This window comes from Vibrio vulnificus NBRC 15645 = ATCC 27562, assembly GCF_002224265.1.
Classification (GTDB): Bacteria; Pseudomonadota; Gammaproteobacteria; order Enterobacterales; family Vibrionaceae; genus Vibrio; species Vibrio vulnificus.
In genome coordinates this window covers 2,751,835-2,777,767 of record NZ_CP012881.1, presented here as the reverse complement: position 1 = coordinate 2,777,767, position 25,933 = coordinate 2,751,835, and the positions used below count along the sequence as shown (strand labels likewise).

General features: G+C 46.6%; 21 protein-coding genes and 2 pseudogenes. 10 read left to right on the top strand and 13 right to left on the bottom strand.

Features of this window, described 5'->3' with window-relative positions:
* Position 1 precedes the first annotated feature (1 nt).
* The 9 genes from AOT11_RS12805 to AOT11_RS12765 all read right to left on the bottom strand — a co-directional run bounded on the left by AOT11_RS12805 (position 2) and on the right by AOT11_RS12765 (position 9,393).
* Positions 2-1,420 carry an SLC13 family permease gene (locus AOT11_RS12805; protein WP_011080144.1) on the bottom strand — a complete coding sequence of 473 codons (1,419 nt, stop codon included), beginning with the start codon at positions 1,418-1,420 and terminating at the stop codon, positions 2-4.
* A 244-nt stretch (positions 1,421-1,664) separates the two neighbouring features.
* Positions 1,665-2,138, bottom strand: coding sequence for a DUF2947 domain-containing protein (locus tag AOT11_RS12800; RefSeq protein ID WP_017421163.1), 474 nt, complete (start codon positions 2,136-2,138; stop codon positions 1,665-1,667).
* Between the two features lie 9 nt (positions 2,139-2,147).
* Positions 2,148-2,735 carry an HD domain-containing protein gene (locus AOT11_RS12795; protein ID WP_017421164.1) on the bottom strand — a complete coding sequence of 196 codons (588 nt, stop codon included), beginning with the start codon at positions 2,733-2,735 and terminating at the stop codon, positions 2,148-2,150.
* Positions 2,735-3,310, bottom strand: a complete 576-nt coding sequence (gene rimJ / locus AOT11_RS12790) for a ribosomal protein S5-alanine N-acetyltransferase (RefSeq protein WP_017421165.1) — start codon at positions 3,308-3,310, stop codon at positions 2,735-2,737. The genes AOT11_RS12795 and rimJ overlap by 1 nt, the downstream gene beginning before the upstream one ends.
* A gap of 1 nt (position 3,311) precedes the next feature.
* Positions 3,312-4,856 carry a transcriptional regulator TyrR gene (gene tyrR / locus AOT11_RS12785; RefSeq protein WP_011080140.1) on the bottom strand — a complete coding sequence of 515 codons (1,545 nt, stop codon included), beginning with the start codon at positions 4,854-4,856 and terminating at the stop codon, positions 3,312-3,314.
* Positions 4,857-4,942: 86 nt separating this feature from the next.
* The gene (locus AOT11_RS12780) at positions 4,943-5,968 is read right to left on the bottom strand and encodes a YcjF family protein (protein ID WP_017421166.1); all 1,026 of its coding nucleotides are present in this window, start codon (positions 5,966-5,968) and stop codon (positions 4,943-4,945) included.
* Positions 5,965-7,341, bottom strand: a complete 1,377-nt coding sequence (locus AOT11_RS12775; RefSeq protein WP_026050540.1) for a YcjX family GTP-binding protein — start codon at positions 7,339-7,341, stop codon at positions 5,965-5,967. Before AOT11_RS12775 ends, AOT11_RS12780 begins: the two co-directional genes overlap by 4 nt.
* A gap of 196 nt (positions 7,342-7,537) precedes the next feature.
* Positions 7,538-7,723, bottom strand: a complete 186-nt coding sequence (locus AOT11_RS12770; protein WP_011080137.1) for a hypothetical protein — start codon at positions 7,721-7,723, stop codon at positions 7,538-7,540.
* A 146-nt stretch (positions 7,724-7,869) separates the two neighbouring features.
* Complete coding sequence (locus AOT11_RS12765) at positions 7,870-9,393, bottom strand: fumarate hydratase (protein ID WP_017421168.1); 1,524 nt, start codon at positions 9,391-9,393, stop codon at positions 7,870-7,872.
* Between the two features lie 160 nt (positions 9,394-9,553).
* Here AOT11_RS12765 and pabB point away from each other — a divergent pair, with 160 nt between their 5' ends.
* Complete coding sequence (gene pabB, locus AOT11_RS12760; protein ID WP_017421169.1) at positions 9,554-10,954, top strand: aminodeoxychorismate synthase component 1; 1,401 nt, start codon at positions 9,554-9,556, stop codon at positions 10,952-10,954.
* Positions 10,955-11,088: 134 nt separating this feature from the next.
* Here the strand turns inward: pabB and AOT11_RS12755 are convergent, their stop codons facing one another.
* Together AOT11_RS12755 and AOT11_RS12750 are read right to left on the bottom strand one after the other, a co-directional pair.
* Complete coding sequence (locus AOT11_RS12755) at positions 11,089-12,807, bottom strand: ATP-binding protein (protein ID WP_017421170.1); 1,719 nt, start codon at positions 12,805-12,807, stop codon at positions 11,089-11,091.
* Positions 12,800-13,357 carry a heme NO-binding domain-containing protein gene (locus AOT11_RS12750; protein WP_017421171.1) on the bottom strand — a complete coding sequence of 186 codons (558 nt, stop codon included), beginning with the start codon at positions 13,355-13,357 and terminating at the stop codon, positions 12,800-12,802. Before AOT11_RS12750 ends, AOT11_RS12755 begins: the two co-directional genes overlap by 8 nt.
* Positions 13,358-13,424: 67 nt before the next feature.
* On the opposite strand from AOT11_RS12750, the gene AOT11_RS12745 reads away from it, so the two are divergent.
* The 4 genes from AOT11_RS12745 (at position 13,425) to tpdA (ending at position 19,036) form a co-directional block, all read left to right on the top strand.
* Complete coding sequence (locus AOT11_RS12745; RefSeq protein WP_017421172.1) at positions 13,425-14,051, top strand: CoA pyrophosphatase; 627 nt, start codon at positions 13,425-13,427, stop codon at positions 14,049-14,051.
* A gap of 290 nt (positions 14,052-14,341) precedes the next feature.
* Entirely contained in the window at positions 14,342-15,595 is a 1,254-nt protein-coding gene (locus AOT11_RS12740) for an aromatic amino acid transport family protein (protein ID WP_011080131.1), read from the top strand.
* A 96-nt stretch (positions 15,596-15,691) separates the two neighbouring features.
* Entirely contained in the window at positions 15,692-17,053 is a 1,362-nt protein-coding gene (locus AOT11_RS12735) for an L-serine ammonia-lyase (protein WP_017421173.1), read from the top strand.
* Positions 17,054-17,320: 267 nt separating this feature from the next.
* A complete protein-coding gene (gene tpdA / locus AOT11_RS12730; protein WP_017421174.1) occupies positions 17,321-19,036 on the top strand; it encodes a cyclic di-GMP phosphodiesterase TpdA in 1,716 nt (571 codons plus the stop codon).
* 269 nt (positions 19,037-19,305) lie between these two features.
* On the opposite strand, the pseudogene AOT11_RS12725 reads toward tpdA, so the two are convergent.
* Positions 19,306-20,498 (bottom strand): annotated as a pseudogene (locus AOT11_RS12725) (ISL3 family transposase).
* A gap of 93 nt (positions 20,499-20,591) precedes the next feature.
* Here AOT11_RS12725 and AOT11_RS12720 point away from each other — a divergent pair.
* Positions 20,592-20,981 (top strand): annotated as a pseudogene (locus AOT11_RS12720) (GNAT family N-acetyltransferase); the annotation flags it as partial.
* 72 nt (positions 20,982-21,053) lie between these two features.
* On the opposite strand, the gene queD reads toward AOT11_RS12720, so the two are convergent.
* A complete protein-coding gene (gene queD / locus AOT11_RS12715; protein ID WP_026050647.1) occupies positions 21,054-21,416 on the bottom strand; it encodes a 6-carboxytetrahydropterin synthase QueD in 363 nt (120 codons plus the stop codon).
* Positions 21,417-21,715: 299 nt separating this feature from the next.
* On the opposite strand from queD, the gene AOT11_RS12710 reads away from it, so the two are divergent.
* From AOT11_RS12710 to AOT11_RS12695, 4 genes are all read left to right on the top strand, one after another.
* A complete protein-coding gene (locus AOT11_RS12710) occupies positions 21,716-23,341 on the top strand; it encodes a methyl-accepting chemotaxis protein (protein ID WP_017421890.1) in 1,626 nt (541 codons plus the stop codon).
* Between the two features lie 175 nt (positions 23,342-23,516).
* Positions 23,517-24,917 (top strand): asparagine--tRNA ligase, encoded by a 1,401-nt coding sequence (asnS, locus tag AOT11_RS12705; RefSeq protein ID WP_017421891.1) that lies wholly within the window; start codon positions 23,517-23,519, stop codon positions 24,915-24,917.
* Positions 24,918-25,095: 178 nt separating this feature from the next.
* Entirely contained in the window at positions 25,096-25,326 is a 231-nt protein-coding gene (locus AOT11_RS12700) for a hypothetical protein (RefSeq protein WP_017421892.1), read from the top strand.
* Positions 25,327-25,503: 177 nt separating this feature from the next.
* Positions 25,504-25,803 (top strand): hypothetical protein, encoded by a 300-nt coding sequence (locus AOT11_RS12695; RefSeq protein WP_026050646.1) that lies wholly within the window; start codon positions 25,504-25,506, stop codon positions 25,801-25,803.
* The last annotated feature ends 130 nt before the right edge of the window (positions 25,804-25,933 follow it).

The following is a 25,933-nucleotide window of genomic DNA, read 5'->3' as shown; positions in this document are numbered from 1 at the left end:
GCTACCCGATGTGTCCAACCATATGAAGGATCCAGACCATAACAAAGCTGAGCAACACGCCTACAACGCCCAAAATCACCCCCACACGCGCCATTTGATTACTTTGGACATGCCCAGTAGCATGTGCCAATGCATTAGGAGGCGTACTGATAGGCAGCGACATACCTAAGGAAGCCGCCATCGTCACAACCAGAATCAAGGTCACTTCTCCGCCTAATGGCGTTAATGACGTCATAGAAATCCCCAAGGCAGCCATGATTGGCATCAGCAAGTTAGCCGTGGCGGTATGCGACATAAAGTTCGCCATCACTAAGCAGAGGAACGCCGCGCCAAACAAGACGATATAAGGCGAGAACTCATCAAATGGAATGCTGTGAACCACCAACTTGGCAAGGCCTGTTTTGTCCAGAGCCAAACCAAGAGCGATACCGCCCGAAACCAGCCAAAGCACATCCCAGGAAATTTTCTTCAAATCTTCTTTGTTAATAATGCCAGTGATGGAAAACACCGCGACAGGAATCAGGGCTACGGTGTACGAGTTCATGCCGTGCGCTGAGCCCATCAACCATAGAAGAATGGTTAAGCCAAAGGTGATGTAAACCACGATTGCTTTTGGCGTTTTGAGAAACTTGCCTTTGATGGAAAGCTCAATTTTGGGAATTTCTGCTCGGTACATCGCCGTGATCAAAAACCAAGCTAACGCCATCATCACAACAACAAAAGGTACGCCGAACATCATCCATTCGCCAAATGTAATCAGGTTGTCACCCACCAGATATTTTAGAGCGATGGCGTTGGGAGGCGTGCCGATTGGGGTGCCAATACCACCAATGTTGGCCGCGACTGGAATACAAAGTGCAAAGGCAATTCGTCCTGGGTCTTTGGGGCCAAACACCGCTATCACTGGCGTTAAAATGGAAAGCATCATAGCCGTCGTCGCGGTATTGGACATAAACATCGAGAAAATCGCCGTGATCAGCATCAGCCCCAACATAACGAATTTCGGGTCTTGGCCAAATGGCTTGAGCAGCACGCGTGCCAAGTTCACATCCAAGCGGTATTTGGTGGCCGCCATCGCTAGAAAGAATCCACCTAAGAAAAGCATGATGATTGGGCTGGCAAAGGTTGCCATGATTTCACTGTAAGACAGCAATTGCCCAAAGGTTTCACTGCCTTCGTTTAGCCGGAAGAGGTACAGACCTTTGTCGGAAACCAATAAAAGCTCTAAAACAATAATGACGACGGACGTGGCGTAGATGGGAATCGGCTCAAACACCCAACACAACGCCGCCAATAAGAAAATGGCAATCACACGCTGCTGCACGATGGTCATGGCTTCAAACGGAAAGGCTGACAATGGCAACAACAGCACAATCAACGGAATGATAATAGGGATAATAAACTTCAGATACGGGCGCATAATACAACTTCTCTTCCTGAGATGGACACCTTAGAGTTTTAGCTCTACAGGGCTAGACAAGAAATTATGCGCGCGTGTTTCAAAACAAAATTTGGCGTTAGATCAATGAAACTGAAGTCACACGAAAAAACTTACTGAACTGTGCCTTACCTCACTAAACGCTGATAAAAAAAGCAGCGTAAACACGCTGCTTCTCATGACTAAGCTAATGATTAAGCTAATTATTGACCGACCTTTGAGTTGATCAGTTTCTTTGCCCCAGTTTCACTGTTCCATCGGTAGCAAACCACAGCGCCTGCTGGCGACGTCTACCCAGCAAAATCGGGCCGTCATCGTAGAACAAGAAGTTTTTCCAATGTTTGCGGAAAATGACCCACTTGGTTTCAATCACGTTGTATTTTTCGTAACAGAAATAGACCGTCACATCATCTTGCCAATCAATATGCTGAAGAATTTCCTCTGGCATGTCGGGTTCATCGGCTTCCCAAGCCGCCATCCAGTCAACTTCAGCTAGCCAATTACTTTGTTTCGTTGGCCAATCATCACTACCAAGACGTTCTGCATCTGGGCTATGGGCGCTGATGTTCTCTTTCCAAAACTGCGCAGAGCGTGCCTGATCCATCGGGCGAATGTGCGCGAGATCTTCTTGTGGCACTGGCATCGACGGATGCGTAAAAATCCATTTTCTTTGGTATTGGTCCAAAGTTAAATAAGACATTCAGATTCCTTAAGCTTTCAGCCACCCATTTTGGGTTGCCTGTTCAATAATTTCTTGCGCCTTATCCCATAACACATGGGAACCAAGGTCGATTTTCTGATTCACCGTCAACGCTTGCTGGCGAGTCACGCCATGCTCTTGCCAACTTTGTCCTTGGTTATGGTAGTTAAGCAGCATAGGAATGATTCGATCTAACGCCTTGCCAAACTTGGCATCTGCCGTTTGGGCGGCTTCAAACTCTAACCAGAGTTGAAGTAATTCTTCTCCTTGGTCAGCCGGCAACATGCCAAATAAACGCTGAGCGGCAGCAAGCTCTTTCTCTGCTTGCTGCTTTGACGCGACCGCATCGTACACAAAGGTATCGCCGGCATCAATTTCTACGACATCATGCAGCAGCAACATTTTCACTACGCGGCAGATATTGACTGACTCATTGGCATGCTCTTCCATCAATAGCGCCATCAAAGCGACATGCCAACTGTGCTCTGCACTGTTTTCCAAACGTTTATCTGCACTTTTCACTCGCGTGCGACGCAGTACCGATTTCAGCTTGTCCAGTTCCATCAGCAATGCCAGTTGCTTGTTCAATCGTTCCATTACTTTTCAACTCGCCAGTTAGGGTTGATTAAGGAGGTCAAGACGTGGTCTTGCCACTGCCCATCAATCAAAAGATAGGAATGCGCAAAGCCCTCTTTGCAAAAACCGAGATGCTCTAGCACGCCAGCACTGCGGTGATTATGCGGCATATACGCGGCTTGAATACGGTGCAAGTTTAGCTGCTCAAACATATAGTCACACGCCATTTTTAATCCGCGGCGCATGTACCCTTTTCCTTGAGCCTCTTCAGCTAACGAATACCCCACATTGCAGGCGTAAAAAGGAAACTTCGACAAATTGCTAAATGATATGGTCCCGACCATCTCATTCGTTTGCTCTTCAATCAAAACGCAGTAAAAGCCCAATTTCATTCGATGTAGTTCATGAAGCTTGATCAGCTTTTGCGCCCACCCGGCTTCAGTGAAAAACGACGCTTCACGTGTCGGCTCCCACGGTTTTAAAAAGGTTTGATTGCGTTGAAAGTACTGAGCAACCATCTCGGCATCGCTCACAGTAACGGTTCTTAGCACCAAGCCTTCGTCAACTTGATAAATGAAATATTGGTCAGCGCCCATATCAGTGTTTCTTAATTCCGTAGTCTCTTAGCTTATTGGCAATCGAGGTGTGTGAGACGTTTAAGCGCTTCGCCAACTTACGACTGGATGGGAAAGATTGGTACAAACGTTCCAATACTTGCGATTCGTAATCTCGCATGATCTCATCGAGTGAACCGTCCAGCTTCACTTGGGCATTAGAAGTGGCTACCGCAGCCGGTTGTGGCAAATGGAAATGCTCTGCTTTCAATACATCGTCATCCATCTCGGTAAGCGCACGCAACACCATGTTGTCCAGTTGGCGCATGTTACCCGGCCATTGATAGGCGGTGAGCTCGTCCATCAGTTTCGCTTCATACTCTGGCTTTCTAATTGCCAATTTTTGGCAATGCTTGGCAACAAAAAGATCGAGCAAAGGGCCAATATCACTGGAGCGAGAACGCAAAGATGGGATCGATAAGGTCAACACATTAAGTCGGTAGAAAAGATCTTCACGAAACGATCCCGCTTCAGCTAACGCAGCCAAATTGTGTTTGGTGGATGCGATGATTCTCACATCGACGTGCATCTCTTCTTCTGCGCCAACGCGGCGGAAATTGCCATCCTGCAAGAAGCGCAGCAGCTTAATCTGCAAATGGGGGCTCATTTCACCGATTTCATCGAGGAAAACGGTGCCACCATTAGCTTGCTCGAAAATGCCTTTATGGCCTTGCTGATGATTGAAAGAACCAGGGGCATGACCAAACAACTCGGTTTCTGCAACGTCATCGGGCATGGATGCACAACTCAACACCAAAAAGGGCTTACCCGCGCGATGAGAGCGGTTGTGACATGCTTTCGCCAGCATCTCCTTACCCGTTCCTGTTTCCCCTTCAATAAGCAAAGGCTGATCGAGTAAGGCCAGTTTTTTGGCTTGACCAATAAGGGCTTTATGACGATTTGAAACGCCAACAAAATGCTCAAAACCCAGTTCACTGTGCGGGGAGAGTTGATGACTATCGACCGAATTCGCTTTGGCGCCGCGCACCATTACAACCGTACTGGCAAACGTGGATTGTTTGGATTCATCTTGAATATAGACGGGCATGAACTCAAGCAGATAATCGAGGCCATCGATCACCATGCTTTCTCGCTGGCGGTGTTGTTCGCCTTCTGACCAACGGCTAAACTTCAAACTGGGCAGGAGCGCGGCTATCGGCGCGCCAATGACCTCTTTTTCAGTTTTACCAATCAGCGCCAAGGCAGCTCGGTTCGCCATGTCCACCGCGCCCTTTAGGTCTATCGCCAAGACGGGATCGGGCAAGTTGTTGACGAGTGAAATCAGCTCGGTGTTATGGCGTTCCATCGGCATAAATTGGATTTTACGCACGTCTTTCACGCCAGATATTCGACGAATTTCTGCCATCAGTAGACTGAAGGTATCAAAGTCTATATCAGGGCAATTGAGATAAATGATGCCACTGATATCAATTTCGATACCTCGTAAATCGATATTTTTGGAGGCTAATATATCGAGCAGCTCTCGGGTTAAGCCGAGTCTGTCTTCGCAAAAGACTTCTAGGCGCACGGAAAATCCTAATTCACACTGTCACGAAAAGTTGACAGTAGTTTCTACTATGCCCGCGTTAGCGTCAAGATGCGCCCGCTGAAACTCTATGGTTTTAGCGTGATAGAAGCGACTTTCGACACAATTTCTTTGCGAATTGCTGATAACTTAACCTGTGTTTCGGTTTGCCAAGGAATCGGCCTTAGCAATGCCATCGCTTTCAAACCCAGTCTCGCTGTCAAAATCCCCACACCAACGCCTTGCCCTGCTCTGGCAGACAGCTTGCCAGCGAGATCCATCGACATCAAATCCATACCCGCATCAATCACCAACTCACTAGCGCCCGCCACCGCCATGTTTGCCAACACCAAACGCAGCAAACGAATGCGCGATGCGTAGCCAAGCTCAATACCATAGATGGTTGAGAGCGTATCAATCATCTTGAAGTTACGCCAAGCCACCAGCAGCATGTCTGCGATGGCGAGTGGGCTAATGGCGACCAAAGCCGCAGACTCTGTCGCAAAGCGCGAGATCACTTGGGTTGCTTGTTTGTCTTGTTGAGTCACGACCATCGCATCGTACATCTGCAGGATTTCTGCGTCACTGTGTGCCGTATTAACGCTGTTTTTCCAGCGGTCATAAGCCGGATTCTCTTCTGCAACACCACTTTGTTTCGCCACTTTCTGGCAAAAGTCTTTACCTTGCCCAACACTGTCACTTTGCAACAATTTTTCCCCTTGCTCCTGCACGGAAAATAGGTGTCTCAATTGACGCAGCTTCCACAGCTCTTTGCCAATGGCCCCAAGCCCCAAGCCAGTAAGCACGGAAATCAAACCAGACCAACCGAGCGTTAGCCAATCGCCATTTTGCAATGCACTCAGAACGCTATCGACGGCTTGCCAGCCAACCAATCCGGCAAAAGCGGTAAACAGCCCCCCCGCTAACCACTTGCGACGGCCTGATGGGCGTATCACCTGCTCCAAAGCATCTTCAAGTACAGGTTCACTCTCTTCAATCGTGGTTGGAATGAACGTCTGCTGCTGATCAAATTGCTGCTGCGCAGTGAGCTCTGGTTTGTCTTGCTGAGAGAAAATCGTCTCTTCAAACACTTGTTTTGGTTTTAGATCGCTCATAGCAACTTATCTCCCAATAAAAACTCTAGGGCTTTATCAACTCGAATGTGCGGTAAAGGCTCTTCACGTTTGCCTTGCACTGGCCTAAAAGAGGTAAATTCAAACCCTCGCGCTTGCCAATAGTGCTCATCGGGTACTTTGCGTGGCACTTCGCCAGGAAAGAGGGTTAACGCTTGCCCTTCTAACGTCATCCCCTGAATGGCCGGTGTGCTCTTATCACCATTGGCAATAAAACCGGCCTGAGTCGCTTGTACCGACGCCATCGATAAACAACCCATTTCGATATTTTCGTATGCGGCGGTTTGCCATGCGGGGTGGATCATCTGTTGCAGCAAGGCAACCAAATTAGGATGCTGCTCAGGCGTCACGTGATCCGCTTTGGTAGCGGCAAACAGTACTTTGTCTATTTTGGGTGCAAACAGACGCTTAAGCAGTCCTGAGCGGCCATAACGAAAGCTGTGCATGATTTGCTCTAAGGCATCACGCATATCATAAAATGACTCACGGCCAGCATTGAGCGGCTGCAAACAATCGACCAACACAATTTGGCGATCGAAGGTTGAAAAGTGATGCTTGTAAAACGCTTTCACCACTTTTTGTTGATATTCCTGATAGCGCTTTTTCAACATCGCCAAATTGCTGTGTTTGGCGGTTTTGTCCGCATCATCAAAGCGGCAAGGGAAAAATTGCAGCACTGGCGCACCAGCAAGCTCACCCGGTAGAACAAACCGCCCCGGCTGCACCCAATGTAAACCATGTTCTTTACAACGGTGCAAATAGTCAGTGTACGCCTGAGAGATGCTTTGCAGCTGTTTTTCATTCAGTTCCGCATTGAGATCTAAACTGTCGAGTTGACTGAGCCATTCACTCGCCAAATTCAAACGTTCGCCTTTTAGTGCATCAAACTGCGTCTGGCTCCAAGTGGCAAAATCGAGCTCCAACAATGGTAAGTCCAACAGCCACTCCCCTGGATAGTCGATGATATCCAGATGCAAAATCGCGGTTTGACCCAGTAATTTTTTGGTTCTTTTCTTCGGTCGATACTTAATGGCAAGGCGGATTTCACTGACATCTCGCGTCGGTTCAGGCCACATTGGCGGTACACTGCAAAGCTGCTCCATCGCTTCATCGTAAGCGAATCTAGGCACCATCATGTTACTTTGTGGCTCTCGCTTGGCTCCAACGAGACGTTTATCTCGCGCGCTGCTTAGCAAGGGCATATTGTCGTGCGTTGAGGTATGGAGGAGTTGATTGACAAGTGAAGTGATGAACGCGGTCTTCCCGGCTCGGGAGAGCCCCGTTACCGCCACACGAACGTGGGAATCCATACTGCGGTGGATAAAATCATTCACTTCTCGGGTAATCTTCTTCATAGCCCTTCTCTTACTATCAAACAACACCATTCACTGTGCGCCAAAGTGTACCAACAATCAAAGGGATTTATTGGCGTATCTCATTTTCTTCTCTAGCGTGGGGCGAACCATAACTCGACTAATATTAATCGCAGATGAACAAAAAGCCCCTGATATAAATCAGAGGCTTAGTATAAGAACGCGAGGGATGCCGAGATTAATCGTCCTCAATCAGTTTGTAGATAACAAACAGAGCGATTTCCAGAATGAGCCACAATACGCAAGTGATGGTGACGTATTTCTCATCAAAAATGCTGATGCCGTGCAGAATCAAGTCATAACCGACAAAACTACCGACAACCACAGCGAGAATAATTTGTAATATTTGAATAAAGCGAGGCATTGAGCACTCCTTTTTGCTTTAAGTAGTGAGTGTTGAGCAAACGACCAGATGATATGGAACTGGTTGGTATTATACAAAAACAAAGTGCAGCTTTCGCTGCACTTATGTCAAATGTTTGCTAACTAAATCAGCACTTTGTCACATTCTTATTTTTGTGATTCCATTTCTTGGATTTTAACTTTCCAAGTATCAGGACCAATTTGGTGCGCGTTGGCACCAGTCGAATCCACCGCGACCGTCACTGGCATATCTTCGACTTCAAATTCGTAAATCGCTTCCATACCGAGATCTTCAAAAGCAACAACACGTGCTTTCTTGATGGCTTTCGCAACCAAGTACGCCGCACCACCGACCGCCATCAGATACACCGCTTTATGATTCTTGATTGACTCAACGGTGGCTGGGCCACGCTCCGCTTTGCCGATCATGCCCATAATGCCCGTTTCATCCAGCATCATATCAGTGAACTTATCCATACGTGTTGAGGTGGTTGGGCCTGCTGGGCCAACCACTTCGTCACCCACTGCATCAACAGGGCCAACGTAGTAGATAAACTTCCCTTTAAGGTCAACGCCTTCAGGTAGACCTTCGCCATTTTGCAGCATGGTTTGAATGCGTTTATGCGCTGCATCGCGACCGGTCAAAATCTTACCTGAGAGCAAGAGTGTCTCACCGGTTTTCCATTGCTGAACGTCTTCTTTGGTGACGGTATCGAGGTTAACACGGCGCGCACTCGCACCAGCATCCCAAGTGATGTTTGGCCAATCTTCTAGTTTCGGTGGCGTCAGCTCCGCAGGGCCAGTACCGTCGAGAGTAAAGTGAACGTGACGAGTCGCCGCGCAGTTCGGGATCATACACACTGGCTTGGACGCTGCGTGCGTAGGGGCAGTTTTGATTTTCACATCCACCACCGTTGTCACCCCACCGAGCCCTTGAGCACCAATACCTAAGCGGTTGACACGATTGAAGATGTCCAAACGCAACTCTTCTTCTGCATTTTGCGGGCCACGCTCAATCAGTTCATGAATGTCGATGTGCTCCATCAACGACTCTTTCGCCAACACCGCCGCTTTTTCTGCTGTACCGCCAATGCCAATACCAAGCATGCCCGGAGGACACCAGCCAGCCCCCATCAAAGGTAATGTTTTTTCTACCCACTCAGCAATATCGTCTGAAGGGTTAAGCATCACCATCTTGGTTTTGTTTTCAGAGCCGCCGCCTTTTGCCGCGATCTGAATTTCGACGGTATTGCCCGGCACCATATTGATGTGAACAACCGCAGGTGTATTGTCTTTGGTGTTAATACGTTTACCTGCAGGGTCCATCAGTACCGACGCACGCAATGGGTTATCAGGATTGGTGTAAGCCTGACGCACGCCTTCGTCAATCATCTGTTGTACGGTCAGATCCGTTGAGTCCCACTGAACGCCCATACCAATATTGACAAAACACGTCACGATACCGGTATCTTGGCAAATTGGGCGATGCCCTTCTGCCGACATACGCGAGTTAATCAAAATCTGCGCAATGGCATCTTTGGCCGCTTGGCTCTGCTCACGATGGTAGGCTTTTTCTAGGGCTTGAACAAAATCGAGTGGGTGGTAGTAAGAGATGTACTGAAGTGCATCAGCTACGCTGCTGATGACATCTTGCGTGCGAATTACAGTCATTGCATGCCTCGTTATAGTTATGCTTCCATAAACTTACTTAGTTGTATCGATTGTTGAGCTAGTGATCGAAAGAATCCATCCGACTTTTTATGAGTTCCCGACTGAACTAAGTAAGCGAAATTGTTTCGTTTTATGATACTCTTGCTTTCCATCACGCGCTATGCAGCAATCGAACTCTTTGTCACAAATTAAACAAATGAATAACAGCACAAATACGGCCATTTCTTCAAAAACACTGCCTTATCAAACGGACCTTGCCCAACAGTGGTTTGACGCCATCCAACATCAACCTTGGGCAATGCTGTTGCGTTCGGCATCACCAACACATGTTGACAGCCGTTTTGACATTCTCGTCGCAAAGCCCGTTGCGACGTTAGAAACACGTGGTGCGGTGACTGAGATCAAAACTAATGACGAAGTCATTGAAAGTAAAGATGATCCTTTCACGCTTCTTGCGCATTATCAACAGCGCTTTACCCCTGCTCTATCCAGTGATGAAGAGATTCCTTTTATTGGTGGTGCTCTGGGCTACTTTAGCTACGATTTAGGTCGTCGCGTTGAAAAACTGCCAGAGATCGCAACGCAAGATATTGCTGCGCCCGACATGGCAGTGGGCATCTACACATGGGCGTTGATTGTCGATCACCAGACGCAGAAAGCACAACTGGTTGGCCAAGACGTAGAGCAAGCTTATCAATGGCTGAGCATGCAAACACAAACAACGAAAGCAACGTTTACCCTTACCAGCGATTGGCAATCCAACATGAGCCGTCACGATTACCAAAGTAAGTTTGATCGCGTACAGGAGTACTTGCTCAGTGGTGACTGCTACCAAATTAACTTAGCGCAGCGCTTTCATGCCACCTACCAAGGCTGCGAATGGCAAGCTTACCAACGGCTAGAGCAGAGCAACCAAGCGCCATTTTCTGCCTTTATTCGTTTGGAGGATGCGGCGATTTTGAGTGTGTCGCCCGAGCGTTTCCTCGAACTCAAAAAACGCGTCATTGAAACCAAGCCGATCAAAGGAACTCGCCCTCGTCATAATGATGAACGACAGGACAAACAGGCGGCACTGGAACTTGCCAATGCCGACAAAGATCAAGCGGAAAATCTGATGATCGTCGATCTACTGCGCAACGATATTGGCCGTGTCGCCAAACCTGGCAGTGTGCATGTTCCTAAACTGTTTGACATCGAAAGCTTTCCCGCCGTGCATCATTTAGTCAGCACGATTCGCGCTGAGTTGGCAGCGCAGTATACTGCCGCTGACTTACTGCGAGCGTGTTTCCCGGGAGGCTCGATTACCGGTGCGCCGAAAGTGCGCGCAATGGAAATCATTGAAGAGCTTGAGCCTCATCGACGTTCCGCCTATTGCGGCAGTATCGGTTACATCAGTCGCCATGGTCGCATGGATACCAGTATTACAATTCGTACCTTAGTAGCGGAACAAGGTAAGTTGTTCGCTTGGGCTGGTGGCGGCGTGGTAGCAGACAGTCAATGCGATGCGGAATATCAAGAGACGTTAGATAAACTGTCTAAGATTCTGCCAATCCTGCAGTAAGTAAAATGAAAGATAAAAGAGAGGAGAACAATGATCTCCTCTCTTTTGAATAAGCGATTGTTAGTGCGCAGTGAACACGCACTTTGGGTCCCCTTTGACGCCGACTTCACGCATTGCTTTTTTCTTGTTACCGGTTAAGTTTTCACTGTCAGCCACTTTAACATCATTCGTTCAACATCATCAGCGGTGTAAGGCTTGGTGAGAATGTCATTCATGCCACTCACTAAGCACTTCTCTCGCTCTTCCAATGTCGTACCGGCAGTAAGCGCCACAATGGGCGTCGCTAGGCCTTGCTCTCGTAAATAGTGAGTCGCCTCATAGCCATCCATTTCTGGCATGCGACAATCCATGAATATCAGATCATAGTCTTGCTGGCTAACCGCCTGAAGCGCCTCCACACCATTGTTTCTCACCTCCGGTGTGACTTGTAGCTTTTTCAACATTTGATTGATGATGACCTGATTCATGCGTATGTCATCGACCACCAGCACTTTTAGTGCTGCCCAATCCAGTTGATGACGCTCAACCTGTTCAGAGTGTGGCTCGAGTAACGGTTCATCACTCGCTGGCAGTGGGATGGCAAAATGGAAGCAAGACCCTTTACCTAACTCACTGCGAAAGCCGATCTCTCCTCCCATAAGGCGACAAAGGTTTCGACAAATGGCCAACCCCAACCCCGATCCTTCATAGTTGCGCTTGCTACTGCGGTCTGCCTGGACAAACGGGTCAAATAAGGTGCTTTTGGCCTGCTCGGCGATGCCAATACCAGTATCTTCTATTTCCACTGACAGCACATCGTCTTGCCAATGAGTGCGAAACGTAACGGCTCCTTGTTGGGTAAACTTGATCGCGTTGCCAATCAAGTTCACCAAAATTTGTTTGATTCGCTCAACATCTCCGCATACGCAGCGAGGCATGCCAAACTGTTTCTCAATGTGAAAGCCAATCTGTTTTTCGCTCGCTTTGGCGGCAAATATCCCGACGATGGACTCCTCTACCTCTCGCCAACGAAACACTTTCGGCACAATTTCCATCATGCCGGCATTCATTTTGCTGAAATCGAGCAGATCATTGATGATGACTCGCAGCAGTTCTCCCCCCTGACGTAGGTTTCTTAGATAGAGTTGCTGCTCATCATTGAGGTAGGTGTTACCCAGCAGTTCAGCGCTGCCTAATACCCCATTTAACGGGGTACGTAGCTCATGATTGATCATCGCGACAAACTCTTTGGTCGCTTTCTCTGACTCTTCTGCTCGCTTACGTAGCTCCGTTTCTCGCTCCATCCAGAGCTGACGATTGAGAGCATTGCTGACCAAATCAGCGATCAGGCAGAGCTGGTTGGAAATAAAATCGAGATCGATATCGAAGTGATCAATGGTGAAGACCATGCTGCCAACAGGTTCACTTTCTAAAATGATGGGAATGCAAAGCGCGTCGCCAAACCACTCAGCACGCGTTCGGCTATCGTCAGCTCGATAGAGAAACCCCGTCGGCTTCAGCCCATATTCAAGACTTTTGAGCGTCGTTAGGATGGGCTTATCCAGCTTCAACCACGCTTGACGAATCACCGACGCACGAGAAAGACGCTCCAATAGATTGGCCAATAATAAATCATCGATACCATCGACAATGAAGACTCGACCAAACGTGATTAAGGTGTCATCAATTTGCTGCTCAAACTCAAACTTGAAAAGCTGTTGTTCCGATTTTAACTCCAACTGCTTCAACGCCAGTTTGAGTTGTTGATTGGATTGGTAAAGCTCCAAGCTTTTTTCTTCCAACAGCCTTTCCGCTTCTTTTCTTGAGGCGATGGCGCGTTGGAGTTTGCGATTGAGATGCAAAGAATCATCCATCTTGTTTACCCTTCACCAAAGCAACATTGAAACGAACGTGACTCCCTGTCGGGTTGAGTGTCTCCATCTGTATCGCTAGCTCTTCGCCAAAATGCTTGGCACACCCTCTCATCAATCCAAGGCAAACATGCCCCATACAACGCGCGCTTTTGTAGTCAAACACCATCTTCATTCGATCTTGTTCTATGAAGATAAATTCCGGCGGCTTGGCATCGGGGTAAAGTTTCTTCACCTCAACATGGATGTACTCTTCCACATGGCGAATAAACTGAAAGGTTGAATGGCATTGATGCAAGCTTGAACGATTGGAAATAGACGCCAATAAGTTATCGAACACCGCCTCACCGAAGACCTCTTGCAGCTGCTCAACGGGAAGCCCCGTCACCTGGCTAAGATGCACAATCAAACTGACCAGTTTTCGGTGGTCGTAGCTCCCTACTGCGGTGTAGATGCCTTGGTCATTGGCTCTATCCAAAATGTCATCCAAAACCGCCAAGCCAAACTTTTCTTCGACCAATTCCAAAAATTCAGTGAAAATGATTCCCTTCATTTTTTGCGCTACCCTGTAATTAGACGCTATGCCAAATAAGCATGGTGTATAAAGTAGGTTTGATCAAATGACGGGCAGAGGTAATACCTTGTTTGAGCTTAATAAAAATCAACTATTACAATCTTTTCAGTTCAATCTGCCTCGCGGTTATCACGCAGAGTCCACCGCGCGTGTTGCACACTTGAAAGGCAGTAAACTCCGCGATGCCGCCGTGTTAATTGGCTTTGTTGAACGAGAGCAAGGCTTGAATGTAATTTTGACTAAACGCGCTTCTCATCTGAAACATCATCCGGGACAAATCAGCTTTCCCGGTGGCAAGTACGAAGAAAGTGATAGTTCTTTACAAGCAACGGCGTTGCGCGAGACCCGCGAAGAGATAGGAATTGCACCAGATGCGATCTCCATTTTTGGCCAAATGCCGGAGTTGGTAACCGTCAGCCGATTCAAAGTCACACCCATATTGGCGTTTGTCGAACCAAATTATCAAATCGTCATTGATAAAAATGAGGTCGATGAGGTGTTCGAAGTTCCCGCCAATCACCTACTTGATACGCAGAAACTGAAAAGTGCCCAGTTTCGCGTGAATCAATCTCATCATCGAGTCTTTGCCATTCCCTATCAGCAGCATTTTATCTGGGGGATGACTGCCCAGATAATCCAAGCCATGCAGCAACAAATTATGAAGCGAGGTTAAGAGTTGTTAACGGCCTCATTACCAAACATCAGGTTAGTTATTTTAATCTCCGCCAAAGCAAACGTTTGGCATGAGAACATTTTGTACAAACACCCATTCAAATTAGTTTTTCTAATGCCACGCATTAGCAATCATCACGTGTAGCACATCATTTTCGTGATAATAAACAGGTTTTTGACATATCATTCAATAAGCACGAGCAATACATGATTTAGATCTAATTTTCTTGCAACAAAAAAGTGCAGAATTGCGGCCGACTTATTTCCTGTTCCCAAAATGAGTAATCAAAAATGAAAACAACTTCAACTGCGGCTCCTGCCGTACAATCTTCTAGTAAGTTTACTTACAAAGATTTCACTTGGTGTCTGTCCCTTTTCGGTACAGCGGTAGGTGCTGGTGTACTTTTCCTTCCAATTAAAGCAGGTGCTGGCGGCTTCTGGCCATTAGTTATGCTAGCGCTACTTGCAGCACCAATGACTTGGTTCGCTCACAAATCTCTCGCTCGTTTCGTTCTTTCTGCTAAGAACCCAGAAGCGGACATCACTGACACTGTAGAAGAGCACTTTGGTAAGACTGGCGCAAACCTTATTACTTTTGCCTATTTCTTCGCTATCTACCCAATCGTTCTGATTTACGGTGTTGGTATCACAAACACAGTGGACTCTTTCCTTGTTAACCAAATGGGTATGGAATCCATTCCACGTCCACTGCTATCTGGCGCATTGATCCTTGCAATGACCGCTGGTGTGGTATTTGGTAAAGAACTGATGCTAAAAGCAACATCTGCAATGGTTTACCCACTAGTATTCGTTCTTCTTGCACTTTCTGTCTACTTGATCCCAGATTGGAACACGTCGATGATGCAAGTAGCACCGGATTGGTCTTCTATGCCTGTTGTCGTATGGCTAGCAATTCCTATTATCGTGTTCTCATTCAACCACAGCCCAATCATCTCTCAGTTCTCTAAAGAACAGCGCCTACAGCATGGTGACAAAGCGGTTCAGAAAACCGATGCGATCACTGGCGGTGCAGCGATGATGCTAATGGGCTTTGTTATGTTCTTCGTATTCTCTGTTGTACTGTCTATGTCTCCAGAGCAACTGGCTTCTGCGAAAGAGCAAAACATCTCTGTACTTTCTTACCTAGCGAACGTACATGAGTCTCCACTGATCTCTTACCTTGGTCCACTGGTTGCGTTTGCAGCGATCACCTCTAGCTACTTCGGTCACTTCCTTGGTGCACATGAAGGTTTAGTTGGTCTGATCAAATCTCGTTCAAATAGCCCTATCAGCAAGATCGAGAAAGCGTCGCTACTGTTCATCGTTATCACCACTTGGATCGTGGCTATCGTTAACCCAAGTATCCTAGGCATGATTGAAACAATGGGCGCACCAATGATTGCGGCAATCCTGTTCCTAATGCCTGTATTTGCAATGCAAAAAGTGCCAGCGATGGCGAAGTACAAAACTTCAGCAGCTGTGCAGATTTTCACAGTTATCTGTGGTCTTGCTTCTATTACTTCTGTAATCTACGGCGCTCTTTAATCTCACTCCCCCTGTAAGATGAGAATAAAGACAAAAGCATAACGATAAGATAAAGCCTCCCTCCTCCTTGGGAGGCTTACTTTTGAGGTAATCAAAATGATTAGTGTATTTGATATCTATAAGATCGGCGTTGGTCCTTCAAGCTCACACACTGTAGGTCCAATGAAAGCGGGTAAAGAGTTTATTGATGATCTTCGCGCAATGGGAAAATTACGTGACATCACTAAAATCACCGTTGATGTTTATGGTTCATTATCACTGACAGGGAAAGGTCACCATACGGATATCGCCATCATCATGGGTCTTGCTGGTAACACACCAGAGAAGGTGGATATCGATTCCATTCCGGGCTTTATTGCTCGTGTAGAAGAAACTGAACGCCTGCCAGTTGGCATGCATTGTCATACCGTTTCATTCCCTCGTGAAGGCGGAATGAACTTCCACAAGACCAACCTTGAGTTACACGAAAACGGCATGCAAATCCACGCTTGGATTGATGACGAAAAAGTATACTCAAAAACCTACTACTCAATCGGTGGTGGTTTCATCGTGGATGAAGAGAACTTTGGTAAAGACAACAACAGCTCTATCAAAGTCCCTTATGAGTACATCTCAGCGGAAGAGTTAGTCAACCAGTGTAAAGAGCACGGTTTGTCTATCAGCGCACTTGTGATGAAAAACGAGCACGCTCTGCACTCAGATGAAGAGACTCGTACTTACTTCGCAAACATTTGGCGCACCATGCGCGAGTGTATGGAGCGTGGTATGAACGAAGAAGGCATTCTACCTGGTCCACTGCGTGTTCCTCGTCGTGCTGCTTCACTTCGCCAGTTGCTGCTAACCTCAGAAAAAACCTCGAACGATCCTATGGCCGTGGTTGACTGGGTAAACATGTTCGCTTTCGCGGTAAACGAAGAGAACGCAGCGGGCGGTCGAGTCGTAACAGCACCCACTAACGGTGCATGTGGCATCATCCCAGCCGTTCTTGCGTACTACGACAAGTTCATCCAAACAGTAACAGAGAAAGATTACATCCGTTACTTTGCTGCTTCGGGTGCGATTGGCGGTCTGTACAAACGTAACGCTTCTATCTCTGGCGCTGAAGTCGGCTGTCAAGGCGAAGTAGGCGTAGCGTGTTCTATGGCAGCAGCTGGCCTTGCTGAGCTTATGGGCGGTAGCCCAGAGCAAGTGTGTATGGCAGCAGAAATCGCTATGGAGCACAACCTTGGCCTAACGTGTGACCCTGTTGCAGGTCAGGTACAGGTTCCATGTATCGAGCGTAATGGTATTGCGGCGGTGAAAGCGATTAACTCAACGCGTATGGCACTTCGTCGCTCTTCTGCACCTCGTGTCTCTTTGGATAAAGTGATTGAGACGATGCTGGAAACGGGCAAAGACATGAACGCGAAATACCGTGAAACATCACAAGGTGGCCTGGCCATTAAAGTGATTTGCTAATATCCACAGCGTAATAAGATTTGAGCCCAGGAAATGACCTGGGCTTTTTTGTTCTGTTCTCTGTGCATCATTCCAAGCATTTTTTCGCCTTTAGATCGCTCATTTTCCCTGATTACTACGCTCTGAATCGTTTCATTTATAAAACTATAAAAAATTCTAAAACCATAACTATATCCAATTGTTTAGGATATCCCCGTAAAAAATCACATCCCAAGCCACAATTTATTGATAACGTAGCCAAAAATTTAATTTGGAGCCCCACAACACATGATTAGGTTTGAACTAGGAAACCAAATCTGCGTTTGCTTGTCCGAAAACGAAATTTCACTAGAGCTCAATAACACACTCCACGACGCCATTCCCGTTACACCAAATGAGTATGCCATTCTGTCGATTATCGCAGCACACGGTAGCCTAAATGCCCCCGTCAGTCAGCGCTCTGTCGAGAGAAAAATCACTCAGCAGTACAAGGTGGCACTGCCCGAAAATGGGTTTAAAAATGCGGTGGCCGCTTTGAGAAAGAAGTTTCGCAAGCTCACGGAAGATCATTTCATCACCCATAAAAACATCATCGAAAACATTCATCGGACAGGATATTTCATCCCATTTCTTATGCAGCATCACTACGACAACGGCCTTTATCAGCAAGAGCGCATTAATCGACACACCAAAAACAGTGTCTGGAAAGCGCTGGCCATTGGGCTAAAGAACCGCAAGATCTACTCTGACATCACGCTAGTCATGTTGGTAACGGCATTGATTTTTTTCGCCGTATGCTATTACGCGATTAACAGTATTGTGCGGCATAACTACCTAGACAGCTCACTCGACATTGCGCAAAACCTGTCTGAAATGAGCTGTTTTGCCAACGAAGCGGCGCTAAGAGAGCAATTTGACAATGTTAAGTTAGTGGAGTCGAGCATGATGCTCGATAGATTCAACATACGATGCTTGATCACGCCAGAGACGGTTTCTCCAGTCAGTGAAAAAGCCTTCAACGAATGGAGCAAAAATGAAAACTACACCACCCAAGCCTATGAACTCAATGACGCTGTGGTGCTGGTGCGAGTCAAAAACATCAATCTTTCAAACAGCGTCGAAAATCATATCTCACGCTTTTTCCTCGCGGGAATGAAACTCTCCACCAACACGGGTACGTCCCTTGAGATTGGCAATACCAAAGAGCGCTTTTTTCATTTTAAAACTGACAACAACGGCTACAAGGAAGTATTTTATGTCTCTGGCCCGTTTCAGAGCATCTTGGCTTTAAGTACGTTCTTTTTGTGTGTGCTTCGATACAAGTCGATCCAAGCTTTTCTGTATTATCTTCTCGCTATTCGACATTTTAGTATCCGCCTAGAGCCGATTTATAACACTTCGACACAGAAAACCATCCATTTTGAAGCCTTATCCCGATTTAAGGTCAAAAACACTCAAAAGTTCATTGAAACCCTAATTGGTAATGGCCTGTTGCTGACTCATACTATTCTGGTTCTTCGGGCCATTTATGCTAACCAACCATCACTTAAAGTGCCGATTAGCATCAATGTCTGCCCCTCTTTACTGCAAGGACACAATTTCTCCGCCCTTTATCGTGAGCTCTCCAGTCTCGATTGCCGTTTGCTGACGATTGAAATAACCGAGAATGCCTCTATGTATTACACTGCCGAAATTTACCAAAATGTGGCCAAGCTAAAGCAGCTCGATTGCAAAATCAGCATTGATGACTTTGGGACAGGCAATAATAACGTCGCCTTGATCAGTAAGATTAATCCTGACTATCTCAAAATCGACCGCGAGTTTGTAATTGGGGTAAAAAGTGATGACAAGAAAATTGAAACACTAAGACAACTAATTGCCATGGGCAAAACCTACCACTGCACTGTGATTGTTGAAGGCGTTGAAACGGCCGACAGCGCCCATTTGCTCACCACCCTTGGGGCTTATGTGCATCAGGGTTATTACTACCCACTTCACTATTAATACTTTGCTTGTCACGGTGAGTGTCATTTCATCAACGGCACAATCACCGTGAACAAACTTTGCACGAAATGGAAGCTAGCATTGTTGAAGCCAATTATGAATACAATCAAATACCTAGACGATAGCATTGATTGGAATTTATAATGCAGCCTCGCACTTATCGTTTCGCTAGTTACTGTCATGATTGCAATAAAGCCTACTAAGCTACGAGATTTCGCCAGCTTGATGCAATTGGATGTGCATGAAGAACAAAAAGGATTTTTTAAGGTTCATCGCGGCTTTCCGGGGAAAGCCGCTTTAATCTTTAAGAAGAAGTAATCTGTATCTCGATAGCCATATCCCATCCGCTTGATTAACTTTATCTTGTTATTTATCCCTTCAAGCGTACAGGTGTTCAGGGGTAGCTTGCTGAAGCAGTAATCCCATCAAGGTATGGACGGAGCTTTCGAGCGAACTCTTTTAGCGGCTTAATCCCACTCTCATTCACTTGCTCCCACCATACCTGCCATAGGTTTTTAGCCTGAAGTTCCGATCCGCAGCGCCACAGTTCCTTTAATTGCGCACCCAGTAAGTAGGTTGTCATCAGATCCTGATTCATATTCAATATTTCAGTGAGATAGCTTTCCTGTTGCGTATTTAAATTATCCCTATTTTTCAATAACACCCAGCGAGAACGCTTGACCCATTGCCTTGCTTTTTTATCTTGTTTTAGCTTATTGGCTTGGTCGACTCTGACTCTATCCATCACTTCGCGACCGAATTTAGCAACAACGTGGAACAAGTCGTAAATGATACGGGCATTTGGGCAATGCTCTTGGACTTCAAGGTCAAAAGCCGTATTCATATCCATTGCTACCGCTTCGATGTTTTTGCCATGCTCACCTAACTGCTCGAAGAACGGTCGAATATCCTTACGGCTTCGGCCCAGTCCAATCCAGATAACCTGATGGCTTTTAGCGTCAGCAATGACGGTGGCATAACGATGTCCCTTAAAAATCGCGAACTCGTCCATGACGAGTTGCCTTAATTCACCCCATTTAACTTGCGGTACTACTTGTTGAAGTCGACGCTTATCTATCTCTTTGATTGTGTGCCAATGAACACCTGTCAATTGGGCAATATGCTTAATGGGCAACAGCGGCAACAACTGTTCTATATAGTTTCGTAGACGATTGGTGATACGAGCATAAGGCTCTAACCAAGATAATCGTTCCGTTTTAATACCGCAGTGACTACACTTAATGCGTCGAGTTTGGACGGACAGTTCAACGGGCATTCCAAGCAGTGTCGCTTCTTTCACGTTGCGCCACTGATACTCATGTACGGCTTGAGCTTTAAGTCCACACGGGCACTTAGCGATAGAGTTCGGTTCGAGAGTGAGCTTCATCAATGATGCAGTCTGATGAGACTTTACAATATGAAAGCCTTCCCAGAATGAAGATAGGAAAGTATGATTCGACATGAGAACGGTAGTTTGTGTAGGTTTTTTTTGGCGATAAAACTCTATCACTTACTACCGTTTTTGTTTTGGCTTCCCGCTTATCCGCGATGAACCTTTTTTAAGCCTTTTGAGCAGGCTTATCAAAAACGCCATAAGTCCGAAGCGTTTTTTACGATTTATTCGGACAGTTCGACGGTTGGTTATTTGGTCATTGATAAAGGGTTTTCTCAGCACGCGCCATTTGCCAAACGCCATGAGCTGGGGCTGAACTACCTGATGATTGATCGTCAATACCAACGTCAAGGTATAGGAACTGAGGCACTGAAGAAGCTGTTTGTGTACGCGTACACCATTGATCCAGAGAGTAATTCTCTCTGCCTGACTGTGCCAAATAGCCACAAAACGGCCAATGAGTTTTTCCTCTCCGCTGGCTTTACCAATACCGATAAAGTCATCTATGGCGAAGTAGAAAAAGAGTGGATTTTACGCCACCCATTGGGATAGGCGTTTTAACACAGCTCAGAAACAACAAAGGCAAGCTTCATGCTTGCCTTTGTTTCAATTTTCTAAGGGCGATTACTCACCTTTGTAGATACAGCCTGCGGTGCAAGTTTCCTTGATTTCCACTTTGCTCAGTAGTGGTAAATTTGGCTTAAGTTGTTGCCAAATCCATTTTGCCAATACTTCGCTGGTTGGGTTTTCTAGGCCTTCAATATCATTTAAGTAATAGTGATCTAAGCGGTTATAAATCGGTTTAAACGCCGCTTTGATTTCAGCAAAGTCCACTACCCAGCCAGTATGCGGATCCACTTCACCTTCAACATATAAACGAACTAAGAATGAATGGCCATGTAGGCGACCACATTTATGACCTTCAGGAACATGTGGAAGATGATGGGCAGCTTCAAACATGAACTCTTTATACAATTCGGTTCTCATCACGATACTCAGGCTTTTTCAAAGAGTGGCAATACTAAGGATTAATTATAGGGGTGACAAGCGTTGGCTGTGAATATCGAACAATAATCTCCTGCCAAACGTTTAGCTATATGGACTAGACCTAAGTCGCATGTCGGAATAATGACCATTACGTCAATAATACGTTCACAACGTACTCACATCACATTTACAAAAACCTTATTTTGTCTATGGTCACACTGCAGAAATCTCATGATCGCGACACTTTAAACGTCAGCTTAAAATATTGAGGTCTATTCCAAAACTCAATTATAAAAACTATGCGCTCAACCATAACCTTCAAATTACTTGTCGCCCTTATCACCGTCTTTACCTTTGTCCTAGCGGTATCGACAGCCTATCAATATTACCAACAAAAACAGCTTATTAACTCTGTTTTAAGTGAACAACTGCACGACAAAGCCAGCAACTATTTCGACAGCCTAAATATGATGATGATCACGGGGACTATGGCCCAGAAGGAGACATTGCGACAAAAAGCCCTCGCCCAAGAAGGTATTGAGCAAGTCCGTGTATTACGCAGTGAGTTGGTGAGTAAGTTGTATGGCCCGGGCCAAGCGAATCAGGCTCCACAAGATGACATCGATCAGCGCGCGTTAAATGGTGAGTTGGTGATCGAACCTGTGGAAGCCGATTGGGGCAAAGGTTTGGTCGTCGCTCTGCCAATGAAATCCAGCGAGAATTACCGAGGCACCAACTGTGTGGCCTGTCATATGGCTGCAGAAGGCGAAGTCTTGGGTGCAATTCGTTTGGAATACAACTTAAGCCATGTCAATTCGATGATTAATAAGCAAGCGATGTTTGCCATTGCGATTATGTCTTCGATTGCTTTTGTGGGCTTTTTGATCACCATGACTCTGATCCGCAAAATCATTGTCCGCCCTATTCAAGCCACATCGCACTTTATGACTAAAGTGAGTAAAAGCAAGGATCTCGCCCAACGCGTTACTATCACTCAAAATGACGAGGTTGGCATGCTTGCCACATCAATTAACTCCTTTATGGACACGGTCACAGAGAGCCTTAATCAAGTACAATCGACCTCTCACTCGCTCGCTAACTCAGCGACCCGCCTAACGCATGTGGCCCAACGCACCGACTCTGCGGCAAACAACCAACAACAAGAAACCAGCGATGTGCAACACGCCATCGAAGCGATGCAACATCAGCAGCTCGAAGTCGAACAAGCCACCGTCAATGCAACCGAGTTGGTGAATCACACCGTGGAAGTGGCAACCACCAGCTCCAACCAAGCGCACAATGCCAGTGAAGAGATCAAAAATCTCGTCGGCGATATTGATAAAGTGCGAGACCGGATTTCAGAGCTCAATGCGCAAACCGATGAGGTTTCGTCAATTTTAAGTGTGATTCACGCCATTGCCGATCAAACGAACCTGCTGGCATTGAATGCCGCTATTGAAGCCGCTCGCGCCGGAGAACAAGGCAGAGGCTTTGCCGTGGTTGCCGATGAAGTACGCAGCCTAGCGTCACGCACTGCCGTCGCCACAGGCGATATCGGCTCCATCATCGCTCAGTTCCAGCAAGGCAGTTCCGACTCTCTGCGCGCGGCAGCGCAAGTCTCCAAGCATGCCCACCAGCGCTCTCTTGAAGTGGAAGCCTTGTCTGACACCATGCGCAAAGTGGTTGAGGAGATGCATCAAGTCCTCTCGCACACCAAGCACATTCAATCGCAAACGCAAGCAACGAGCCAATCCAGCCTAGCGATTCAAGCCAAAATAGGCACCATCACCCAACACGCCGATGACACCTCGCATTCCGCGAGCCATACGCGTGATATCTCCGTCGAGTTAGAACAGCTTTCAGAGCATCTAGAGCAATTAATCAACCAATTCACCCTCAGCAACCGCTCGTTTCAGTCGAAATGAAAGAATTTCTTGGCTGGAATGAACATTAAAGGTTGAAGCTAGCGAATTGACAGGTAATATGTTCCGATGAATCTGTAAAATTCTATCCAACCCAATGTTTCGCTTAATTTTTGAACGCTTACGTTTTTGGCAAACATTGGGTTGTATGTTTACCTCAATGGAGATTATTTAAAACATGACTTACGCGCCTGTAAAAGACGTATTAAGCGGTAAGCTGGCAGTGGACAGTGAAGTCACTGTACGCGGCTGGATCCGTACACGTCGTGATTCCAAAGCTGGAATCTCTTTCCTTGCCATCTACGACGGCTCTTGTTTCGACCCGATTCAGGCCGTGGTCCCAAATAATCTTAATAATTATAACGACGAAGTACTCAAGCTAACGACTGGCTGCTCTGTTGAAGTAACGGGTAAGATTGTGGCTTCGCCTGCCGCTGGTCAAGCGTTTGAGCTTGCAGCGACTGACGTAAAAGTGGTTGGTTGGGTTGAAGATGCAGATACCTACCCAATGGCGAAAACACGCCATTCTATCGAATACCTACGCGAAGTAGCTCACCTACGTCCACGTACTAACGTGATTGGTGCAGTTGCACGTGTTCGTCACTCATTGTCTCAAGCAATCCACCGTTTCTACCACGAGCAAGGCTACTACTGGCTATCGGCTCCGCTTATCACCGCCTCTGACTGTGAAGGCGCTGGTGAGATGTTCCGTGTGTCAACACTGGATCTTGCGAACCTACCTCGTACTGAGAGCGGTGACGTTGATTTCAACGAAGATTTCTTCGGTAAAGAGACATTCCTAACCGTTTCTGGCCAGCTAAACGGCGAAGCGTACGCATGTGCATTAAGCAAAATCTACACATTCGGCCCGACTTTCCGTGCTGAAAACTCAAACACCAGCCGCCACCTAGCGGAGTTCTGGATGGTTGAGCCAGAAGTCGCGTTTGCTGATCTGAACGATATCGCGAAACTGGCTGAAGACATGCTGAAATACGTTTTCGCTGCCGTACTTGAAGAGCGTCGTGATGATCTTGAGTTCTTTGCTAGCCGTATCGACAAAGATGTCATCAATCGCTTAGAGCAGTTCGTGACTTCTGATTTCGCACAAGTGGATTACACAGACGCGATTCAAATCCTATTGGATTCTGGCCGTGAGTTCGAGTTCCCAGTTGAATGGGGTATCGACATGTCTTCTGAGCATGAGCGTTTCTTAGCAGAAGAGCACTTTAAAGCTCCGGTTATCGTGAAAAACTACCCGAAAGACATCAAAGCATTCTACATGCGCATGAATGAAGATGGCAAAACGGTTGCCGCGATGGACGTACTTGCACCAGGCATCGGCGAAATCATCGGTGGTTCACAGCGTGAAGAGCGTTTAGACGTACTGGATGCTCGTATGGTTGAAATGGGTATCGACCCAGAACACATGAACTGGTATCGCGACCTACGCCGTTACGGCACTGTACCGCACGCTGGTTTCGGTTTAGGCTTCGAGCGTCTTGTTTCTTACGTAACAGGCATGGGCAACGTACGTGACGTGATCCCATTCCCACGTACACCACGTAACGCAAACTTCTAATTTTTCTTGCTTCTCAGCCGGATCAAAAAAAGCTTCTCATCAGGGAAGCTTTTTTATTTTGCTTTTAAGATTTGGCGCCACTGAAAAATCCTCAAAGTTAGTTGTCACATTTCTTGCTACAAATTAGCCATTTTTGTCCCATACTGTCAGTGAAATCATGCATCTCTTAGGAGGAACAATGAAAGTTTTTACATTAGACGATCTTTCATATAACGGCGTGCATCAAGGTGTTCATAGCTGGAATCACCCTCAAGGCGACAACCCCTACTACTGGCATCCGGACTGGATCCATATCGCAGAAGACGCGACTGGAATGTATCCAAAACGCGAATTAGACGTGCCAACCGGTGAAACCGCCACAGAGCGACACGCCGCTGAAGCGATTGTCAAACATCTCAACGGTGAATAGCTTACTTGCTGTCTCAATGAGCTTGCCAATCGTTCGAAATGAGAACTTGAACAGATTGTCACAAAGACACACGATAGCAACGAGATTCACTTCACGTTATTTTTGCGCGCATCTGTTACATTTACGCAGCTTATAGTGATTATGCGCACAGCTGTCGCAAAACAAGAGATGATAAAAATGAAAAAATACAACTCAGATGACATTCAATACAAAGGCGAAACCAATGGCGTCCATAGCTGGACTGCCCCATCTGGCCAACCTTACTATTGGCATCCAGATTGGTTGCACATTGCGGAAGACGCGACTGGCTCACACCCAAAACAAGAGCTAGACGTAGAAGAGGGTTCTCAGCCAACTGAGAAACACGCGATGAAAGCGATTCTTAAACATATGAATGATTGGGCAGCGAAAAAACTAGCAAACAATCCTGACATCGAAACCAACGCAATCGAATCAGAAATCAACCTGAAGAAATAAACGCTTTCGATACACCACCTAATGAAAAAAGCACCGAATGATCGTCGGTGCTTTTTTATTTTTCGTTGTAAAAATGTATCCTTTATTGCAATGAGAACATAGAATGCTCGGTCTTTTATTTGCAACAAGA

Coding starts and splice junctions, on each gene's coding strand:
- AOT11_RS12780 (WP_017421166.1), bottom strand. CDS start 5,968: ATGAGCGATCTAAAACCAAAACAAGTGTTTGAAGAGACGATTTTCTCT.
- AOT11_RS12770 (WP_011080137.1), bottom strand. CDS start 7,723: ATGCCTCGCTTTATTCAAATATTACAAATTATTCTCGCTGTGGTTGTC.
- AOT11_RS12710 (WP_017421890.1), top strand. CDS start 21,716: ATGCGCTCAACCATAACCTTCAAATTACTTGTCGCCCTTATCACCGTC.
- pabB (WP_017421169.1), top strand. CDS start 9,554: ATGCAGCAATCGAACTCTTTGTCACAAATTAAACAAATGAATAACAGC.
- AOT11_RS12695 (WP_026050646.1), top strand. CDS start 25,504: ATGAAAAAATACAACTCAGATGACATTCAATACAAAGGCGAAACCAAT.
- asnS (WP_017421891.1), top strand. CDS start 23,517: ATGACTTACGCGCCTGTAAAAGACGTATTAAGCGGTAAGCTGGCAGTG.
- tpdA (WP_017421174.1), top strand. CDS start 17,321: ATGATTAGGTTTGAACTAGGAAACCAAATCTGCGTTTGCTTGTCCGAA.
- AOT11_RS12775 (WP_026050540.1), bottom strand. CDS start 7,341: ATGAAGAAGATTACCCGAGAAGTGAATGATTTTATCCACCGCAGTATG.
- AOT11_RS12735 (WP_017421173.1), top strand. CDS start 15,692: ATGATTAGTGTATTTGATATCTATAAGATCGGCGTTGGTCCTTCAAGC.
- AOT11_RS12700 (WP_017421892.1), top strand. CDS start 25,096: ATGAAAGTTTTTACATTAGACGATCTTTCATATAACGGCGTGCATCAA.
- AOT11_RS12740 (WP_011080131.1), top strand. CDS start 14,342: ATGAAAACAACTTCAACTGCGGCTCCTGCCGTACAATCTTCTAGTAAG.
- AOT11_RS12800 (WP_017421163.1), bottom strand. CDS start 2,138: ATGTCTTATTTAACTTTGGACCAATACCAAAGAAAATGGATTTTTACG.
- AOT11_RS12750 (WP_017421171.1), bottom strand. CDS start 13,357: ATGAAGGGAATCATTTTCACTGAATTTTTGGAATTGGTCGAAGAAAAG.
- AOT11_RS12765 (WP_017421168.1), bottom strand. CDS start 9,393: ATGACTGTAATTCGCACGCAAGATGTCATCAGCAGCGTAGCTGATGCA.
- AOT11_RS12755 (WP_017421170.1), bottom strand. CDS start 12,807: ATGGATGATTCTTTGCATCTCAATCGCAAACTCCAACGCGCCATCGCC.
- queD (WP_026050647.1), bottom strand. CDS start 21,416: ATGAGAACCGAATTGTATAAAGAGTTCATGTTTGAAGCTGCCCATCAT.
- AOT11_RS12745 (WP_017421172.1), top strand. CDS start 13,425: ATGACGGGCAGAGGTAATACCTTGTTTGAGCTTAATAAAAATCAACTA.
- rimJ (WP_017421165.1), bottom strand. CDS start 3,310: ATGGGCGCTGACCAATATTTCATTTATCAAGTTGACGAAGGCTTGGTG.
- AOT11_RS12795 (WP_017421164.1), bottom strand. CDS start 2,735: ATGGAACGATTGAACAAGCAACTGGCATTGCTGATGGAACTGGACAAG.
- AOT11_RS12805 (WP_011080144.1), bottom strand. CDS start 1,420: ATGCGCCCGTATCTGAAGTTTATTATCCCTATTATCATTCCGTTGATT.